The organism is Meiothermus cerbereus, from assembly GCF_051297115.1.
GTDB classification, from domain to species: Bacteria; Deinococcota; Deinococci; order Deinococcales; family Thermaceae; genus Meiothermus; species Meiothermus cerbereus_A.
This window is the reverse complement of sequence record NZ_JBEVAL010000055.1, coordinates 1-17,957: the sequence shown is the minus strand read 5'-3', so window position 1 is coordinate 17,957 and position 17,957 is coordinate 1. Positions and strand designations below refer to the sequence as shown.

Annotated in this window: 16 protein-coding genes; 13 read left to right on the top strand and 3 right to left on the bottom strand. The window is 60.5% G+C overall.

Annotated elements, in window-relative coordinates; all coding sequences use genetic code 11:
* The first annotated feature begins 273 nt into the window (after positions 1-273).
* The 7 genes from ABWU19_RS10960 to ABWU19_RS10930 all read left to right on the top strand — a co-directional run bounded on the left by ABWU19_RS10960 (position 274) and on the right by ABWU19_RS10930 (position 7,941).
* On the top strand, positions 274-1,044 hold the full coding sequence (locus ABWU19_RS10960) for an ABC transporter ATP-binding protein (protein WP_435901723.1): 771 nt from the start codon (positions 274-276) through the stop codon (positions 1,042-1,044).
* Between the two features lie 114 nt (positions 1,045-1,158).
* Positions 1,159-3,099, top strand: a complete 1,941-nt coding sequence (locus ABWU19_RS10955) for a long-chain fatty acid--CoA ligase (protein ID WP_435901722.1) — start codon at positions 1,159-1,161, stop codon at positions 3,097-3,099.
* Between the two features lie 12 nt (positions 3,100-3,111).
* A complete protein-coding gene (locus tag ABWU19_RS10950; RefSeq protein ID WP_435901721.1) occupies positions 3,112-4,020 on the top strand; it encodes a branched-chain amino acid ABC transporter permease in 909 nt (302 codons plus the stop codon).
* Between the two features lie 111 nt (positions 4,021-4,131).
* Positions 4,132-5,208 carry a branched-chain amino acid ABC transporter permease gene (locus ABWU19_RS10945; RefSeq protein ID WP_435901720.1) on the top strand — a complete coding sequence of 359 codons (1,077 nt, stop codon included), beginning with the start codon at positions 4,132-4,134 and terminating at the stop codon, positions 5,206-5,208.
* Positions 5,209-5,307: 99 nt separating this feature from the next.
* Positions 5,308-6,516 (top strand): ABC transporter substrate-binding protein, encoded by a 1,209-nt coding sequence (locus ABWU19_RS10940; RefSeq protein ID WP_435901719.1) that lies wholly within the window; start codon positions 5,308-5,310, stop codon positions 6,514-6,516.
* Between the two features lie 80 nt (positions 6,517-6,596).
* Positions 6,597-7,415 carry an ABC transporter ATP-binding protein gene (locus ABWU19_RS10935; protein ID WP_435901718.1) on the top strand — a complete coding sequence of 273 codons (819 nt, stop codon included), beginning with the start codon at positions 6,597-6,599 and terminating at the stop codon, positions 7,413-7,415.
* Between the two features lie 196 nt (positions 7,416-7,611).
* The gene (locus tag ABWU19_RS10930; protein ID WP_027877047.1) at positions 7,612-7,941 is read left to right on the top strand and encodes a metal-sulfur cluster assembly factor; all 330 of its coding nucleotides are present in this window, start codon (positions 7,612-7,614) and stop codon (positions 7,939-7,941) included.
* 9 nt (positions 7,942-7,950) lie between these two features.
* On the opposite strand, the gene ABWU19_RS10925 is transcribed toward ABWU19_RS10930, so the two are convergent.
* Together ABWU19_RS10925 and ABWU19_RS10920 are read right to left on the bottom strand one after the other, a co-directional pair.
* Positions 7,951-8,361 (bottom strand): DUF3197 domain-containing protein, encoded by a 411-nt coding sequence (locus ABWU19_RS10925; RefSeq protein ID WP_435901717.1) that lies wholly within the window; start codon positions 8,359-8,361, stop codon positions 7,951-7,953.
* 106 nt (positions 8,362-8,467) lie between these two features.
* Positions 8,468-9,910, bottom strand: a complete 1,443-nt coding sequence (locus ABWU19_RS10920) for an NAD-dependent succinate-semialdehyde dehydrogenase (protein WP_435901716.1) — start codon at positions 9,908-9,910, stop codon at positions 8,468-8,470.
* Positions 9,911-10,168: 258 nt separating this feature from the next.
* On the opposite strand from ABWU19_RS10920, the gene ABWU19_RS10915 reads away from it, so the two are divergent.
* The 6 genes from ABWU19_RS10915 (at position 10,169) to ABWU19_RS10890 (ending at position 16,850) form a co-directional block, all read left to right on the top strand.
* Positions 10,169-11,107, top strand: a complete 939-nt coding sequence (locus tag ABWU19_RS10915; protein ID WP_435901715.1) for a LysR family transcriptional regulator — start codon at positions 10,169-10,171, stop codon at positions 11,105-11,107.
* Between the two features lie 159 nt (positions 11,108-11,266).
* Complete coding sequence (locus tag ABWU19_RS10910; protein ID WP_435901714.1) at positions 11,267-12,436, top strand: ABC transporter substrate-binding protein; 1,170 nt, start codon at positions 11,267-11,269, stop codon at positions 12,434-12,436.
* A 113-nt stretch (positions 12,437-12,549) separates the two neighbouring features.
* On the top strand, positions 12,550-13,572 hold the full coding sequence (locus tag ABWU19_RS10905; RefSeq protein ID WP_435901713.1) for an ABC transporter ATP-binding protein: 1,023 nt from the start codon (positions 12,550-12,552) through the stop codon (positions 13,570-13,572).
* Positions 13,569-14,483: an ABC transporter permease gene (locus tag ABWU19_RS10900; protein ID WP_435901712.1), complete on the top strand. Its 915-nt coding sequence runs from the start codon at positions 13,569-13,571 to the stop codon at positions 14,481-14,483. The genes ABWU19_RS10905 and ABWU19_RS10900 overlap by 4 nt, the downstream gene beginning before the upstream one ends.
* Positions 14,484-14,551: 68 nt before the next feature.
* Positions 14,552-15,361 (top strand): ABC transporter permease, encoded by an 810-nt coding sequence (locus ABWU19_RS10895; RefSeq protein ID WP_435901711.1) that lies wholly within the window; start codon positions 14,552-14,554, stop codon positions 15,359-15,361.
* A gap of 46 nt (positions 15,362-15,407) precedes the next feature.
* Positions 15,408-16,850, top strand: coding sequence for a gamma-aminobutyraldehyde dehydrogenase (locus ABWU19_RS10890; protein ID WP_435901710.1), 1,443 nt, complete (start codon positions 15,408-15,410; stop codon positions 16,848-16,850).
* 45 nt (positions 16,851-16,895) lie between these two features.
* Here ABWU19_RS10890 and ABWU19_RS10885 read toward each other — a convergent pair whose 3' ends face one another.
* Positions 16,896-17,807: an Abi family protein gene (locus ABWU19_RS10885; RefSeq protein WP_435901709.1), complete on the bottom strand. Its 912-nt coding sequence runs from the start codon at positions 17,805-17,807 to the stop codon at positions 16,896-16,898.
* Between the last annotated feature and the right edge of the window lie 150 nt (positions 17,808-17,957).

The window sequence follows — 17,957 nt, the reverse complement described above, 5'->3', positions numbered from 1 at the left end:
AATCCCCCCGCCCCAGGGCCGTCTATGGCGTTGGTCAATCTGCTCCAGCTGACGGTCCGCACCAGCACCAGGCTCACTACCAGCTGGGCTATGAACACCAGCCGATGGCGGTGGATTCGCCAGTGCGGGGACAAAAACTCTATCACAGTAGTATCATTCAAAGCAACCGCTCCTTTACCGTGTCTCAGGCAGAAACACCTTACAGGAGCGGCCTGCTTTTGCCTACTCGGGGTTTTGTCGTGTACTTAGGGACGTTTCATAGTTTCAGGAGGCCTGGTGCAGCTTAAGGTAGAACGTGTATCACTAAACTTTGGCGGGGTGAGGGCGCTTAGCGAGGTCTCCCTCGAGGTTGCCGACGGCGAGCTGGTCTCGGTGATTGGGCCCAACGGTGCGGGCAAGACCAGCCTGCTCAACTGCATCTCGGGTTTCTACCACCCCAGTTCGGGTAAAATCACTTTTGAAGGCCACGATCTGACCCACGCCTCGCCCCACCAGGTTACCAAGTACGGCATCGCGCGGGCTTTTCAGAACATCGAGCTATTCACCGGCATGTCGGTGCTGGAAAACCTGCTGATGGCCCGCCACACCTTTGGGCACTACAACCTGCTGGACAACATCCTGATTTATGGCCGGGCCATGCGGGTCGGTGTGGAGAACCGCCGCTTCTGCGAAGAGATCATAGATTTCATGGAGCTCGAGCCCTACCGCAAAGCCCTGGTAGGTGACCTGCCCTACGGGGTGCGCAAGCGGGTCGAGGTGGCCCGGGCCCTGGCCCTCTCGCCCAAGCTCTTGCTGCTGGACGAGCCCATGGCCGGCATGACCCTGGAAGAAAAAGAAGATATGGTGCGCTTTATCCTGGACATCCGGGCCGAACGCGGTACCACCATCGTCCTCATCGAGCACGACCTGGGCGTGGTGATGGACATTTCCGAGCGGGTCTACGTGCTGGATTTTGGTCAGGTGATTGCCTCGGGCCTGCCCGAGGAGGTCAGCCAGAACCCGCGTGTGCAGGAGGCCTATGTGGGGGTGGATCATGTGGCATAAAGCGAGAGGCGTGGAAAGCGGAAAGAGAAAGGAGAAAAGGGACTTCAAAAGCCTTTACTTTTCTCTTTCCCCTTTTCCCTTTTCTCGCCTTTATCCATTGCCTGGAGGTTGCCCATGATGCCTTCTGGCTACGAGCTCAAAAAATACACCCTCCCGCAAGTCCTCCAGATGCGGGCCAAAGCGATGCCAAAACAGGTGGCTATCCGCGAGAAAGACTTTGGTATCTGGAACGAGATCACCTTTGCCGACTACTACCGGCACGTAACCCGTTTTGCCGCGGGCCTTTTGGCGCTGGGCTTCGAGAAGGGTGAGCGGCTGGCGGTGATTGCCGACAACATCCCCGAGTGGCTCTATGCCGAACTTGCCACCCAGTCGCTCGGCGGGATCTCGGTGGGTGTGTACCAGTCTTCGCTGCCCCCCGAGATTGCCTATGTGCTCTCCTATACCGGGGCGGCCTTTGTGGTGGCCGAGAACCAGGAGCAAGTGGACAAGCTCCTGGAAATCCGCAGCGAAATTCCCAGCGTGCGCAAGGTCATCTACGAAGACCCCAAGGGGATGCGGGCCTACCAGGACGACCCCTGGATCATCGGCTTCGAAGAGGTGGAGCGGCTGGGCGAAGCATACCTGGAGAAGCATCCCCAGGCCGTGGAGGAGCGCATCGCCCAGGGCCGGCCTGAGGATGTCTGCCACCTCTCCCTCACCTCCGGCACCACCGGCAGACCCAAGGCCGCCATGCTGATGCACCGCAACCTGCTGCACATGGGGGTGGCTTTGCAGGAGATCGACCCCTTGAAGCCTACCGACGACTATCTGTCGTTCCTGCCCTTCGCCTGGATTGGCGAGCAGATGATGTCCGTTGGCATGGCGCTGGCCGGTGGGTTTGCCGTCAACATGCCCGAGTCGGTAGAGACCGCCATGAGCGACCTCAAGGAGATTGGGCCACACGTGATGTTCAGCCCGCCCCGGGTCTGGGAAGGCACCCAGAGCCAGATCTGGGTTCGTATCTCCGAGACCTACGCCTTCAACCGCTGGGCCTACCAGCAGATGCTCAAAATCGGCTACCGCGCCGCCGACTACCGCATGAGCGGTAAACCCATGCCCCTGGGGTTGCGCCTGGCCTACTGGTTGGCCGACCAGGTCATGTTCAAACCCCTGCGCGACCAGCTCGGCTTTTTGCGGCTGCGCCGGGCCTACACCGGCGGGGCTGCACTCGGCCCGGATGTCTTCCGCTTTTACCACGCCATTGGGGTCAACCTCAAGCAAATCTACGGCCAGACCGAGATTATCGGGATTGCCTTTGTGCACCGCGACGGCGACGTGCGGACCGATACGGTGGGGGTACCGATTCCGGGGGGCGAGGTAAAAATCAGCGAGCGCGGCGAAATTCTGTGTAGATCCGACGCAGTGGTGGCGGGCTACTGGCAGAACCCCGAGGCCACTGCCGAAACCTTTGCCGATGGCTGGCTGCACACCGGCGATGCCGGCTACCTCACGCCCGAGGGCCACCTGGTGGTGATTGACCGGGTATCGGACGTGATGCACACCAGCACCCAGCAGATGTTCAGCCCGCAGTTTATCGAGAACAAGCTCAAGTTCAGCCCCTACATCAAAGAAGCGGTGGTATTTGGCGACCAGAAGCCCTACCTTACCGCTTTCATCAATGTAGATCCCCAGACTGTGGGTAAATGGGCCGAGGACAACCGGATTGCCTACACCACCTACATCGACCTCTCGCAAAAGCCGCAGGTGGCCGAGCTCATTCGCAAGGAGGTGAGGGCGGTCAACGAAGGGCTACCTGAACACTTACGCATCCAACGCTTTGTGCTGCTTTACAAGCTGCTCGATGCCGACGACGACGAGCTGACCCGTACCGGCAAGGTGCGCCGGAAGTTCATTATGCAGCGCTATCAACCCCTTGTGGATGCGCTTTACGGCCATGCCGACAAAGTGCAGGTGGACACCGAGTTCAAGTACCAGGACGGCACGGTGCAAAAAGTCTCGGTAGAGGTAAGGGTGCTCGAGGCCAATGGCAAGACCGAACTGGTAGGTGCATAGGAGGCGTAGTCTGTGATCGACTTTGTGCAAAACCTCATCTCTGGTGTGGCCGTAGGCTGCATATATGCCCTGGCTGCACTGGGATTTGTGCTGATTTACAAGTCCAGCCGGGTGATCAACTTTGCCAACGGTCAGTTTATTGCCATTGGGGCTTTTATGGCCTATGCCCTGGCGGTGTGGGTCAAGCTGCCCATATGGCTGGCGGCGCTGATGTCCATGCTGCTAACGGCTGGACTGGGGTTTCTGGTAGAGCGGGTGTTTTTGCGCCGGATGGTGGGGCAGCCGATTATCTCGGTAATTATGGTCACCATTGGTCTGGCCAGTGTGCTGGACGGCCTGATGTACCTGACCCCCTTTGGTTCGGGCAATTTCACCTTCCCGGCATTTTTGCCGGCGGGAGGGCTCAACCTGGGGGCCATTAACATCTCGTACCCACAGCTTTTGGCGATTGGCTTTACCGTAGTGTTCTTGCTGCTTTTTGGCTGGTTTTTCCAACGCTCGGTGCTGGGGGTCTCGATGCGGGCGGTGGCCGACGATCAGATGGCCTCCATGAGTGTGGGGGTCTCGGTGCAGCGGGTTTTTGCACTGGCCTGGGCGGTGGCGGGCCTTACTGCTGCTGCTGCTGGCATTGTGGTAGGAACGGTGTCGGGCTTGAACCAGGACGGCCTGATTGCCATCGGACTGGCGGTGTTCCCGGCGGTGATTCTGGGAGGTTTGGACTCGGTCCCCGGAGCAGTGGTGGGGGGTATCGTCATAGGTATCCTGCAGTCCTTTTCTACCGCCTATCTGGATGGGTTTTTCAGCCAGATTGGACTGGTAGGGGGTGGCTCGCAGTATGTGATGCCCTTTGTGGTACTGCTGGTCATGTTGTGGTTCAAGCCCCACGGGTTGTTTGGCACCGAGGAGATTGAGAGGGTGTGATGAGGAACGAACAGCGAGCAAAGAGAAAAGTAGAAAGAGGAAAGCAGGGGCCTCTGGGCTCTCCTTTGCTCTTTTCTCTTTCCACTTTCCACGCTCTTTTGGGGGGTTTTTATGCGTAACCCCTGGGCCCAGACCGGCAACTACCGCACCTCCTACGTGCAGGACACCACCATCTTCGCCAACTACCGCGAGATTGTCTCGGTGGTGCTGCTGCTGATAGCCCTGTGTATCCTGCCGATGTTCTTGGAGCGCTCGCAGGTGTTGGTGCTCAACTTCATTCTGATTTACATCATCGCAGTGCTGGGGCTCAACATCACCACCGGTTATGCTGGCCTGATTAGCGTGGGTCAGGCGGCTTTTATGGGGGTGGGTGCTTACACGGTGGCCTTGAGCGCGCCCAGCCTGCCTTTCTGGTTGACGGTTCCTCTGGGAGGCTTTGCAGCGGCCATCATCGGGTTCATCGTGGGAATTCCGAGCCTGCGGGTCAAGCACCTCTACCTGGCGCTGGCGACGCTGGCCTTCCAGGAGATTTTCGTGTGGGTGGTGGGGCGCAGTCCGGCCCTGGCGCAAGGGGCGGCGATTCCGGTGGAGATGCGCAACTTTTTTGGCCTGGAAATTAGCTTCCGTAACCACAACTATTTCTGGTACTACGTGATTTTGTTCGTGCTGGTGCTGATGATCATGGCTTGGCGCAACCTGCTGCGGGGCAAGTATGGCCGGGCACTCATTGCCGTGCGCGACAACGACCGCGCCGCCGACGCTATGGGTATGGATCCGGGCCGCACCAAGCTCATGGCCTTTGCCCTGGGGGCCTTCTACGGGGGGGTGGCCGGGGGTTTGCTGGCCTATATGCAGCGGGCGGTGGTGGTGGAAGAGTTCACCCTGGGCCGCTCGGTGGCGCTTTTGGCCATGGCCATTGTGGGCGGGCTGGGAACGGTGGTGGGCAGCATACTGGGCCCGGCCTTTATCGAGTTTTTGCGCTTGTACGTGGAACGGCTTTCGGAATGGATGAAGTCCAATGCCTTCATTCAGAGCATCACCCCAGCGGGCGTGGATGTGGCCTCGGCCCTGCTGCCCCTTTCTTTTGGCCTGGTGATTGTGCTGTTCCTGGTCTTCGAACCGAGAGGGCTATTCAACTGGTGGCGGCTTTTGCGAAGTTATTTCCGAACCTGGCCTTTCAAGTATTGAGGCCGATGGACCAAAACCCAATTGGTCAGAATCAAGGCAACACCGCGTTAGGCGCGTTGCAATCCAAGTTAAGAGATCAGCTGAGATAGAGGAGGCATCATGAAGCGAGCGATTGTTTTAGCAACAGTGGCATTCCTGGGACTGGCCATGGCCCAGGGGCGCACGGTGAACCTGCTGTGGTCGGGGGCCGTGACGGGGCCCACCTCGGACGTGGGGGGGCCGTATGGGGCGGGTATCGAGGATTACTGCCGCTATGCCAACGAGCAAAAACTGATCCCCAACGTCACCCTTAACTGCACCGTGCGGGACGACCAGTACCAGAACCCTATCACCCAGCGCATCTTTGAGGAGGCCCTGGACCGGGCCAAGCCGGCGATGTATCTGGGCTACTCTACCGGGGCCATGCTGCAACTCAAGCCCCTTATCAACGAAGTGAAGATGCCCACCCTTCCCGCCTCGGCACACATCGGCCTGATTGAACCCCCCAACAACCAGTACATGTTCCTGCCGGTGAGCAGCTACTCCGAGCAGGTGGTTGCGCTGATGGAATACATCAACCGAACCAGCAAAAACGCCAAAATTGCCCTGGTGGTGAACCCCAGCCCCTTCGGGCGGGCCGTGGTGGATCATGCCCGCCGGGCAGCACAGCGGCTTGGACAGAGCATTGTGGACGTGCGGGAAGTGGGCGGGGGCAACCTGGACAACACCGCCCTGCTGCGCGCGCTGGATGCTGCCGGGGTCGAGTTCATCATCCACCAAAACGTAGCCGGGCCGGTAGCCAACATCCTCAAGGATGCCAAGCGCTTGGGGCTGGATAAGAAGATCAAGCAGATGGGGGCAGTCTATACCGGTGGTTCAGACCTGATTCGTCTGGCAGGTGATGCAGCCGAAGGCTACTTGTGGGCCAGCAGCTACTACACCCTGGACGAGAATACCCCGGGCATCAGCCTGCAGAAGCAACTGGCTGCCAAATACAACCGCAGCGCCGATATTCTCAACTCCACCAACTACACCGCCGGAATGCTGGCGGCGGCCATTGCAGTGGAGGCCATGCGGCGGGCTGCCTTGCGCTTTAATGGACGCATTGACAACGAGACCGTTTACCAGGCTCTAATCGGTATGAACGGCCCCAACGCCTTTAAGCCTGGCTTTGCGGTCTCTACCAAGGCAGGCATCGAGATCGACTTCACCCGCACCGAACAGACCGGAGCCGAGGGCCTGCGGGTGCTGGAAGCTAGAGGCGGCAAGTTTGTTCCGGTAACCGAACCCTTTACCTCTACGCTGTTCCGCCAGGTGAGAAACCCCTAAAGCTAGGCCAGAGGCCAGTAGCTGATAGCTGAGAAAAATTTGGCCATCGGCTACTGGCTATAAGCGATGAGCGAGGCTATATGCAACCTGAAGATCTGGGCCCCATTTTGCTGGAAGTTAACAACATCGAGGTGGTGTATAAGGACATCATTCAGGTGTTGCGGGGGGTGTCGCTGAAGGTGCCCGAAGGGCACATTACCGCCTTGCTGGGCCCCAATGGCGCCGGAAAGACCACCACCCTGCGGGCCATTTCGGGGTTGCTGGTGCCCGAAGATGGCAGGGTGGTGTCGGGTTCTATCCTGTACCGGGGCGAGAACATCGCCAACAAGCTGCCGGAGCAGATTGTGCTCAAGGGCATTGTGCAGGTGCCGGAGGGGCGGCGGGTTTTTAAGCACCTTACGGTGGAGGAAAACCTACGGGTGGGTTCGGTCACCCGGCGCGACTGGGCTAAGGTCAAGGAGGACTTGGGGCGCATCTACCACTATTTCCCCAAACTGGCCCTGATCAAAAATCGCCTGGCGGGCTACTGCTCGGGCGGCGAACAGCAGATGCTGGCTATTGGGCGGGCCCTGCTGGCCAGCCCGCGCCTTTTGCTGCTGGACGAGCCCAGCCTGGGGCTGGCCCCCCTGCTGGTGCGGGAGATTTTCGATATTGTGGCCCAGATCAATGCCGAGGAAGGCGTGACGGTGCTGGTGGTGGAGCAGAACGCCCGGGTGGCCCTCTCGGTGGCCCACTATGGCTACATCATGGAGTCGGGGCGGATTGCCCTGGAGGGTACCAAAGAATACCTGGAAACCAACCCCGATGTGAAGGAGTTTTATCTGGGGGTGGCTAAATCGGGGGGACGCAAGAGCTTCAAGGATGTGAAGAGCTACCGTCGGCGCAAGCGCTTTATGTGAGCGATGATTGATTTGGCAGAGCGGGCGCAGGCCCGCTCTTTTTTGCAACCTAGAGCACTCTTCATAATCCTTGAGCTTCTCATCAACTTGATTGCCGTTCCTACACAGCACAGTTGAGTTCTGGATGGGAGACGACGTCTGTGAAGAGTGCGATACAGCAGGGTGTGAATGTCCGGCCTAAAGTACCATGGGGGTCATGAGCGAGACCACACTGCCCACCAAAGAACAGATTTTGGAAGCCCTTAAGGTTGTGCGTGACCCGGAGATTCCGGTTAACGTGGTGGATCTGGGCCTGGTTTACGACGCCGAAGTCAAGGAAGGGGGCGTGGTGGACATCACCATGACCCTGACCTCCATTGGCTGTCCCGCGCAGGATATTGTCAAAGCCGATGCCGAAATCGCCGTGATGCGTTTGGAAGGCGTTAATGCTGTAAACGTAGACTTTGTCTGGACCCCACCCTGGACACCCGCCCGCATGACCGAAGACGGCAAGCGCCAGATGCGGATGTTTGGCTTCAACGTTTGATGCTCGGCCTCAGGTTCGGCTGGTGAATTCCCGTTTGATGTAGAGCATGGGGTCGGTGGGATTGGCACTGGCAGCAACCTGCTTGAGGGCTTCCTCATCGTCGAGCTCAAAGAGCGCCGCGTATTCGGAAGGGGCAACCACCGCCTCCTTAAAGTCGGTCACGCCCCGCTCGATAAACCAGAGGGTAATTTCTCTGAGCGCCGCATCGCCTGCGGCCCCAAAGCGAGGACCAAAAGCATCCAGGCTCAGGATGTGGTGTTTGCCCTGTCGTACCAGGAGGGCAAAGCGAGCACTGGCCCGCTGGTCCTGCCAGTCGGTGATGTACGTAACCGCGGCCTCGGGAAAGTCGACGCCCTTGAGGGCCTCCTTGAGGGCCAGAAGGGTTTTTTGGGGAGCGCCACGAACGCCTACAATTTCCATGCCTTCATTCTATAGCTGCTTTTGTTCGGATACCGGCTTTAGAGATACGCATCTCGGGGTGTCTGCCTGTTTGCTGGAGGCGCGGTAGCCCGGTTCAGCTCGAGGTCTAGGGCAGCAGGAACGAGATGAGCTTGGTCTCGAGGAACTCCTCCATGCCCCAGTGCCCACCCTCGCGGCCCAGGCCAGAGTTTTTGTAGCCGCCGAAGGGCAGGTTGGAGCCCATCGCGCTGGGGACGGGGTCGTTTACGCCCACAATGCCGTACTCGAGCGCTTCGGCCACCCGGAAGGCGCGGGAAAGGTCTTTAGTCCAGATGTAGGCGGCCAGGCCATAGTCGGTGTTGTTGGCCCAGGCGATGGCCTGTTCTTCGTCCTCGAAGGGCATCAGGGGGGCTACCGGCCCAAAGGTTTCCTCTTCCAGGATGCGCATGCCCGGCTGGATGCCGGTGAGGACCGTAGGGGCGTACAAAAGCCCGCCCAGGGGCTTGCCGCCCGCGACCACTTGAGCGCCTCTGGCAAGAGCGTCCTGCACGTGCGAGACCACTTTATCCAGCCCTTGCTGTTCGACCAGTGGCCCCACGTTGGTGCTGGGATCCAGGGGGTCGCCCACCTTGAGCTGGCTCACCGCCTCGGCCAGTGCCCCGGCGTAGTCGGCCTCGAGCTTCTTGTGCACATAGATGCGGTTGGTGGTTACACAGGTCTGGCCGGCGTTGCGGTACTTGGAGAGCAGGGTGAACTGCACCGCTTTTTCGATGTCGGCGTCCTCGAAGATGATGAAGGGGGCATTGCCGCCGAGCTCGAGCGAGACCCGCTTGAGGGTATCGGCCCCCTGACGGTAAAGAATTTTGCCCACCGGCGTAGAGCCGGTAAAGGTGATCTTGCGGATGCGCATGTCCTCCATCAGGACCCTCGAGACCGGCACCGGGTCGGAGGCGGGCAGCACCTGCAGGGTTCCGGCGGGCCCTCCGGCTTCTTCCCAGAGCTTGGCCAGGTACAGCGCACAGAGCGGGGTTTGCTCGGCGGGTTTGACGATGATGCTGCAGCCGGCGGCCAGCGCGGGCGCGGCCTTGCGGGTGATCATGCTGGTGGGGAAGTTCCAGGGCGTGACGGCGTACACTGGCCCGACTGGCTCGTACACGGCCATCTGGCGCTTGTTGGGGAAGCGTGAGTGAATAAGCTCCCCGTTTACACGGGTGGCTTCCTCGGCGCACCACTCCACGAAGCTGGCCGCGTACAACACCTCCCCTTTGGCCTCGGTGATGGGCTTGCCCATCTCCAGTGCGGTCAGGCGCCCCAACTCCTCCTGGTGAGCAACCAGCAGGTCGTTCCACTTGCGTAAAATCTTGCCCCGCTCAAAGCCGGTCAGCTTTTTCCATTCCTTAAAGGCTGCCACCGCTGCGTCGGCGGCCATTCTGGCCTCGGCCTCGCCGCAATCGGAGACCTCGGCCACCAGGTTGCCGCTGTAGGGGCTTTTGACCGGAAAGGTTTTGGGGGTTTTGTGCCACTTGCCGCCCAGGTAGGCCAGGCTGGGAAATTCAAAATCTTTGACCATAGTTCCTCTAGCATACTCTGGCCCCGCCGGGCGCTTTGTGGGAGCTGTCTTGCAATTTCCAGCAACCGGGCCGGGCGCGGAGGCCAGGTCTTTGGCGGTGCTGGGTTCTGGGGTATAGCTTCGCCCGTCACGGCAGCGGGTCTACCGCCAGCAGGGCATCCCAACCCGTCGGGCTGGCCTCCATTTTGCTCCACCGCTGGAAAGCCTTGACCGGGGCCGCTACACTTGAAGCATCGGTTCTGCCGATAGGAGTCCTTGGTGCAAATATCCCTCAAGCAGCTGATCTACTTCATTGCGGTGGCGGAGTCGGGCTCGATTTCCAAAGCCCTCACCTCGCTCAACGTGACCCAGTCGGTGGTCACGGAGGCCATCAAAAAGCTAGAAGACACCCTGGGGGCCGAGCTTTTTACCCGCCATGCCAGGGGCATGATGCTGACCCACGCCGGGCATCAGTTTTTGCGCCACGCCCACGAGGTGCTGGCCGCGCTACGCAACGCCGAGCAGGCCATCCGCGAGCGTCCCGATGCCACCTCCGGGCAGCTTAACCTGGGCGTGACCAGCCTGGTAACGGCCTACTACCTGCCCTACCTGCTGGACCGCTTCGAGCGGGTGTTTCCGGGCATTCAGGTGGCCGTGGTGGAAGACCGCCGGGGTTACATCGAACACCTGCTGATCAATGGCGAGCTCGACGTGGCGGTGATGAACGTCTCGATGGTGGATAAGCAGGCCCTCGAGACCCGCACCCTGCTGCGGGCCCCCTGGCGGGTCTGGCTGCCCACCAACCACCCGCTGGTGCAGCAAGAGGCGGTGTCGCTGGGGGATTTGCGGGACGAGCGCTTTTTGTACCTGAAGAACGACGAGCTCGAGGAGGTCACCCAGCAGATCTACCGCTCGAGCGGTTTTCCCCGGGTAGCGGTGCGCACCGACTCCATCGAGGCCATGCGCAGCCTGGTGGCGCTGGGCATTGGTGTGGCGGTGCTGCCCAACCTGATGTATAGGCCCTGGAGCCTGGAGGGCGACCGGCTGGAGTCGCGGCCCCTGCAGGAGGACTTACCCCGCTTAGAGATTGGCGTGGCCTGGCGCCGGGGCAGCCCGCTGAGCGAGGCGGCCCGGCAGTTTTTGGTGGTGGTAGGGGAACACAGCCGGGTGCAGACCTACGGCATGGGCTACAGCGACTTGTTGAGCGTCGGGGAGTAGCCCCGATTCCCAATCTGTTTTTCCGATACCTCCTATATCCTCAGGTTTCTTGTGCGCTGCCTCCCAGGGGCTTTATCGTAGGGGGCAGTTCGACAGCTGGCGTCGTCTTGTCGGTAGGGCTAAGCCTATGGGGCTGTCGTAGCTGGTGGAGGAGGGAGCATGAGAACACGATGGTTCTTGGCAGTGGTGGGTTTGGCGGCGGTCGCGGGTCTGGCGGTGGCACAGCTTCCGGCCAGCCGGGCCAAGCAGTCGTTGGGGCCCAGCGAGGGCCAGCTCAACATCCTGGCCTGGCCGGGCTATGTGGAAAACGGCTCTACCGACAAGAGCGCCGACTGGGTCACGGGCTTCGAAAAAGAGACCGGCTGTAAGGTTACGGTCAAGGTGTTCAGTAGCTCGGACGAGGCCGTGCGCCTGATGAACCAGGGCGGCTACGACCTTGTGACCGCCTCGGGCGATGCCACCCAGCGCCTGATTGCCGGCAATGTGGTAGCCCCGGTCAACTGGAACCTGATTCCCAACACCCGCAACCTGGATCGGCGCTTGCTCAACGCGCCCTGGTATGTGGTGAACGGGGTGCGTTACGGGGTGCCCTACCAGTTCGGCGTGAACGTGCTGGCCTACAACACCAACGTCTTCAAGACCCCACCGGATAGCTGGAAGGTGGTGTTCGAGGAGATTATCCTGCCCGACGGCAAAAGCAACAAAGGCCGCATCCAGGCCTACTACGGGCCCATCTATGTGGCCGATGCCGCGCTCTACCTGATGCGCACCCGGCCCGAGCTTGGTATCAAAGACCCCTACGAACTCAACGAACGGCAGTACCAGGAGGTGCTCAAGCTGTTGCGCCAGCAGCGAACCCTCCTCCAGCGCTACTGGAGTGACGCCAACGCCCAGGTGCAGGACTTCACCAACGAAGGGGTGGTGGCCTCGACCACCTGGATCTTCCAGGTGAACACCCTCAAGGCCAACAAGCGACCCGTTGACTGGGTGGTGCCTAAGGAAGGGGCTACCGGCTGGGCCGATACCACCATGCTGGCGGCCAACTCCAAGAACTCCAACTGCGCCTACCGCTGGCTCAACTGGCAGCTCACCAACAAGGTGCAGGCCGACATTGCGGGCTGGTTTGGCTCCAACCCGGTGGTGCCGGCGGCCTGCAACACCCCCGGCTCCTTGCTGCCTGCCGATGGCTGCAAGAACCAGGGCTTCAACGACTTCGACAAGATTTTCTTCTGGCGCACCCCCACCGTCCAGTGCCGCACCCAGAACAACCAGTGCGTGCCTTATAGCCGCTGGGTGAGCGACTACATCGCAATCCAGGGGGGTCGCTGAGGCACCCTGAGACGATTGGCTCGAGGCCATCTGGGGTAGGAGGTCTGCCAGGCCCCCCTACCCCGAACCCGCAGCAACCTCGCTACGGCAGCAACCTCGCTACGATGGTACCAATGCTGAAAGAACCCCAAACCCAATCTGCCCAGGCTGCGGTGGTGATGCGCGAGGTGTCGTGTTACTTCGGCCCGGTGAAGGCCGTGGATGGGGTGGATCTGGAAATCTTGCCTGGGGAGTTTTTCTCCATGCTGGGGCCGTCGGGCTCGGGCAAGACCACCTGCTTGCGCCTGATTGGCGGCTTTGAGCAGCCCACCTCGGGGCGGATTGTGCTGTTTGGGCAGGACGCTTCCAAGCTGCCGCCCTACGCCCGCGACGTTAACACCGTGTTTCAGGACTATGCGCTTTTTCCCCACATGAACGTGCGCGACAACGTGGCCTATGCCCTGATGGTGCGGGGGGTTCCCAGGCCTGAGCGCCACCGGCGGGCCGAGGAGATGCTGGAAATGGTCAAGCTCTCGGGGCTGGGGGATCGGCGGCCTGGGCAGCTTTCCGGCGGGCAGCGCCAGCGCGTGGCCCTGGCCCGCGCCCTCATCAACCGGCCCAAGCTCCTGCTGCTGGACGAGCCCCTGGGTGCGCTGGACTTGAAACTGCGCGAGGAGATGCAGATCGAGCTGAAGGCCCTGCAGCGCCAGCTCGGCATCACCTTCATCTACGTGACCCACGACCAGGGCGAAGCGCTTTCCATGTCGGATCGGGTGGCGGTGTTCAACCACGGCAAAATCGAGCAACTCGACAGCCCCAAAACCCTCTACGAATACCCCAGAACGGAGTTCGTGGCCCGCTTTGTGGGGAGCGCCAATGTGCTCGAGGGCCGCCTGCTTGGCCTGGGCAAGGGCAGCTTCGCCCTGCGCCCCGAGCGCATTGCCATCCAGGCGGGAAGCCACGACGGGCCCAACAGCCTGTGCGGCACCTTGCTGGACATCCATTACCTGGGCGCCCAGACCCGCTACGAAGTCCAGGTCGGCAGCGAGCGCCTTACCGCGGTTACCTCCTCGGAGCAGCAGGGTTTGCAGATAGGCAGCGCCGTTACCCTGCGCTGGGAAAGCAGCGCGCTGCGACCCTTGCAGGAGGGGGCATGACCCTGCGCCGCCGCCTTTCCGACGCACTGTATGTGCGCCCGCTGCTGCTGCTTTTGCTTTTGCTGATTCCGCCGTTGCTGTGGCTGGGCATTATCTACCTGGGTTCGCTCTTCAACCTGATGCTCTATAGCTTCTACTCCCTCAACGACTTTACCGGCCAGGTGGAGTACCGCTTTTCCCTCTCGGCCTTTCAGCAGCTCTTTAGTTCCCCGGCCAACATCGACATCGTGCTGCGTACCACCCTGATGGCCCTGGCCGTTACCCTGGCCTGCGTGGCGATTGGCTTCCCGGTTGCCTACTACATCGCCTTTTATACCCAGGGTAGCGCCAGAACCTTCTGGTACCTGATGGTGCTGCTGCCGCTCTGGTCGAGCTACCTGATCAAGGTCTATGCCTGGCGCCTGATTCTGGCAGGCGAAGGGGTAATGAGCTGGTTTTTCAACCTGTTGGGGCTGGGCTGGCTTTTGCAGGGCATCCTGGGCCTGCCGGTGATTGGGGGTTCCAGCCTTTCCAACAGCTATCTGGGCATGTTTCTGGTCTTCACCTACATCTGGCTTCCCTACATGATTCTGCCCATCATCGCGGCCCTCGAGCGCGTCCCCCGTTCGCTCATCCAGGCCTCGTCCGACCTGGGGGCCAGGCCCAGCCAGACCTTTCGCAAGGTCATCTGGCCGCTGGCTATTCCGGGGGTGGCAGCGGGTTCCATTTTTACCTTTTCGCTGACGCTAGGCGACTACATCATCCCGCAGGTGGTGGGTCAGCCGGGCTTTTTTATCGGACAGATGGTTTACGTGCAGCAGGGCACCGCGGGCAACCTTCCGCTGGCGGCGGCCTTCTCGGTGGTGCCGGTGGTGATCATCGCCATTTACCTGCTGATTGTGCGGCGACTGGGGGCCTTCAATGCGCTGTAAAGGCCTCGAGCATCGTTTGAGCCCTGTACCTGCCGGTGCAGCCGGCCTGTGGGGTGGGGGTGAGGCCAATGCCGGGTAAGCCCTCGTGGGGCCTGCGCCTTGCCTTCTACCTGGGGATGCTTTTTTTGCACTTCCCCATCGTGATTATTGTGCTGTATGCCCTGACCACCGAAGACCGCACCTACCAGTTTCCGCCCCCCGGCCTGACCCTGCGCTGGTTTGGCGAGGCCTTTCAACGGCAGGACATGTGGGCCGCCCTCTGGCTGTCGTTGCAGGTGGCCGCGATGGCTACGGCCATTGCCCTGGTGCTGGGGACGATGGTGGCGGCGGCCATGTACCGCTTTCAGTTTTTGGGCAAGGACGTCATCACCGTGCTGCTGATTCTGCCCATCGCCCTGCCGGGCATCCTGACCGGCATCGCCCTGCTCACCACCTTTAAGCGGCTGGCGCTCGAGCCCGGCTTCTGGACCATCGTGATTGGGCACGCCACCTTCTGCATCGTGACGGTCTACAACAACGTGGTGGCCCGCTTCCGCCGCACGGGTTACTCCCAGCTCGAGGCCTCGATGGACCTGGGCGCGGACTGGTTTGCCACCTGGCGCTGGGTGGTGCTGCCCAGCATCGCTACGGCCTTGCTGGCGGGTGGGATGCTCTCGTTTGCCCTCTCCTTCGACGAGGTGATCGTGACTACCTTTACCGCCGCCGACCAGAAGACCCTGCCCATCTGGTTTTTGAACGAACTGTTTCGGCCCCGTGAGCGGCCCATCACCAACGTGGTGGCGGTCTTCGTGATGCTCATCACCTTTTTGCCCATCGTGCTGGCCCAGTGGCTTACCCGCGACACCGACGACCTGCACGGGGGAGGCAAAACAGGATAAAGCTGTAGGGCCAGCAAGGCCCAAAAGCGGAAGCGAGGAAGCTGGTATGGTAAAAACACGCATAACGCAGGACAAGATGCTAATAGGCGGCGAGTTTGTGGCCGGGGAGAGCACCCCACTGGACATCCTTAACCCGGCCACCGGCGAGGTGCTCTTGAAGCTGCCCGAGGCCTCGGTGGAGCAGGTCAAGCAGGCGGTTGCGGCTGCGGACAAGGCCTTTGAGGCCTGGTCGCAAACCACCCCCAAAGACCGTTCGCTGATGCTCTTGAAACTGGCCGACAAAATCGACGAACACGCCGAGGAGCTGGCCCGGCTGGAGTCGCTCAACTGCGGCAAACCCTACCTGGCCGTGCTGAACGACGAAATACCGGTCATTTCGGACTGCTTCCGCTTTTTTGCGGGGGCGGTGCGCTCGATGACCGGGGCTCTGGCGGGCGAGTACCTGGCCGGACATACCAGCATGATCCGCCGGGACCCGGTGGGGGTGGTGGCGAGCATTGCGCCCTGGAACTACCCCCTGATGATGGCGGCCTGGAAGCTGGCCCCGGCCCTGGCTGCGGGCAACACCGTGGTGCTCAAGCCCAGCGAGCAGACCCCCCTGACCACCCTCAAGCTGGCGGAGTTTCTGGCCGAAATCTTCCCGCCTGGGGTGGTCAACGTGATTACCGGGGTGGGCGAGACGGTGGGTTCCTCGCTCATCCACCAGCCCGGGGTGCGGATGATCTCGCTCACGGGCGATGTGGCTACCGGCAAGCGGGTGCTCGAGGCGGCCGCAGGAAGCCTCAAGCGCACCCACCTCGAGCTGGGGGGCAAGGCCCCGGTGATCGTGATGGACGACGCCGACCTCGAGGCCGCCGTGCAGGGTATCAAAATTTTCGGCTACTACAACGCCGGCCAGGACTGCACCGCGGCCTGCCGGGTGTACGCCGGCAAGAAAATCTACGACAAGTTCGTGGCCGAGCTATCGGACGCGGTTAAGTCCATCAAGGTGGGCGCCCAGACCGACGAAGGGGTGGAGATGGGCCCCCTGATTACCGAGCGGCAACGGGCGCGGGTGTCCAGCTTTGTGGAGCGGGCCAAGATGCAGAAGCACATCGAGATCACCGCAGGCGGACACCCTGTGGAGGGCCGGGGCTTCTTCTACGAGCCCACGGTGGTGGCGGGGGCCCTGCAGTCCGACGAGATAGTGCGGCGCGAGGTGTTTGGCCCGGTGGTCTCGGTGACCCGTTTCTCCGACCCCGAGGAGGCCATTGCCTGGGCCAACGACTCCGACTACGGCCTGGCCAGCTCGGTCTGGACGCAGGATGTGGGCAAGGCCATGCGTATTGCCAGCCGCCTGCAGTACGGCTGCACCTGGATCAACACCCACTTTATGCTGGTCAACGAGATGCCCCACGGAGGCTTAAAGCAGTCGGGCTATGGCAAGGATATGAGCATCTACGCCCTGGAAGACTACACTGTGGCCCGGCATATTATGGTCAAGCACTGAAAGAAGCGCCACTCTTGAGATTGAACCTAAAAGTAGATTGTAGGGTCATGGCTGCCAAACGGGGCGGATTTGGTAATCGTCGGGAAACCCCATCCGCTGGAGATGTGTTTGCTGGGAAAGTAGCTTTTTGAGCTCTGCCCCCCAGTTGCTATCGGGAACCAATCTTGGCATGAGGTACATCAGCAAGGTCAGCGTCCGGTAGATCTTTTGGGGGTGTGGGTTTGGCTCGAGGCTTTTCCGAAGCTCAGGCGGTTTTTCGCGCAACTCGGGTAGCGTGTTTACGCTGAAAACTCGATCCCACACCCGGGCATGGTGGGCGGCATAGTTGCGAACCGCTACCAGATGCCGGGTGGCCCCTTTGAGGTAGCTGTGGGGCAAGCCAAACAAGGCAGCGATGGCCTTGGATACCTCATCGTCCCCAAGGTTGGAAAACCACCGGCTTAGGTTTCCAAAAGACATCACCTCGCAGGCCAGCCAGACCGGGGGTAGTGACTCTTGGTACTTCACTTGGAAGTTCAGAAAAACCGGATCCTCATCCCTTGAACGCTCCCATTCTTCCTGAAGCCGATTGAAGTCACGAGCATAGCGTTCAGAGTCCCGGTACACATTTTTTTGCAGGTATCCAAACGGCCCGTACTTCATGGCCATTTGGTAGGCCCACTGTGTTCTTAGAACAACCTCAATCCGTTCGATGGCCTCGAGGATAAAAAGACGCAGCTTGCGGTCGAACTCATAAAGATGCAATACTTGCTCGAACGTCGTGCCCACCTGAAAATTATGCTCGATTTGGTCTAACTCAAATGGGTGCCAGTACGGGCGAAGCCGGGCGTACTGAATACGCTTCAGAACAGCCTTTGCTTTATCTTCGTCTTTGAATGACATTCCCCGCTTTTTCAGTAGTTCAATTTGCTGCTCAATTGTGAGCGGGAGTTTGGAATACGAAGGTTTGCCTTGCATAAAAACGTCCCCCTCATGAGGCTAGAAGCCTAGAGGGGGCCTTCTCAGTAGTATTGTGACATTGGTGGTGAAGGCCTGTCAAGTAAAGTTGCAGGCTTTTATCATATACATCCACTAAGCCAGCGATAGAGGGGCATGGGATTGGTGGAG

Coding starts and splice junctions, on each gene's coding strand:
- ABWU19_RS10955 (WP_435901722.1), top strand. CDS start 1,159: ATGATGCCTTCTGGCTACGAGCTCAAAAAATACACCCTCCCGCAAGTC.
- ABWU19_RS10945 (WP_435901720.1), top strand. CDS start 4,132: ATGCGTAACCCCTGGGCCCAGACCGGCAACTACCGCACCTCCTACGTG.
- ABWU19_RS10940 (WP_435901719.1), top strand. CDS start 5,308: ATGAAGCGAGCGATTGTTTTAGCAACAGTGGCATTCCTGGGACTGGCC.
- ABWU19_RS10935 (WP_435901718.1), top strand. CDS start 6,597: ATGCAACCTGAAGATCTGGGCCCCATTTTGCTGGAAGTTAACAACATC.
- ABWU19_RS10930 (WP_027877047.1), top strand. CDS start 7,612: ATGAGCGAGACCACACTGCCCACCAAAGAACAGATTTTGGAAGCCCTT.
- ABWU19_RS10925 (WP_435901717.1), bottom strand. CDS start 8,361: ATGGAAATTGTAGGCGTTCGTGGCGCTCCCCAAAAAACCCTTCTGGCC.
- ABWU19_RS10920 (WP_435901716.1), bottom strand. CDS start 9,910: ATGGTCAAAGATTTTGAATTTCCCAGCCTGGCCTACCTGGGCGGCAAG.
- ABWU19_RS10910 (WP_435901714.1), top strand. CDS start 11,267: ATGAGAACACGATGGTTCTTGGCAGTGGTGGGTTTGGCGGCGGTCGCG.
- ABWU19_RS10905 (WP_435901713.1), top strand. CDS start 12,550: ATGCTGAAAGAACCCCAAACCCAATCTGCCCAGGCTGCGGTGGTGATG.
- ABWU19_RS10900 (WP_435901712.1), top strand. CDS start 13,569: ATGACCCTGCGCCGCCGCCTTTCCGACGCACTGTATGTGCGCCCGCTG.
- ABWU19_RS10895 (WP_435901711.1), top strand. CDS start 14,552: ATGCCGGGTAAGCCCTCGTGGGGCCTGCGCCTTGCCTTCTACCTGGGG.
- ABWU19_RS10890 (WP_435901710.1), top strand. CDS start 15,408: ATGGTAAAAACACGCATAACGCAGGACAAGATGCTAATAGGCGGCGAG.
- ABWU19_RS10885 (WP_435901709.1), bottom strand. CDS start 17,807: ATGCAAGGCAAACCTTCGTATTCCAAACTCCCGCTCACAATTGAGCAG.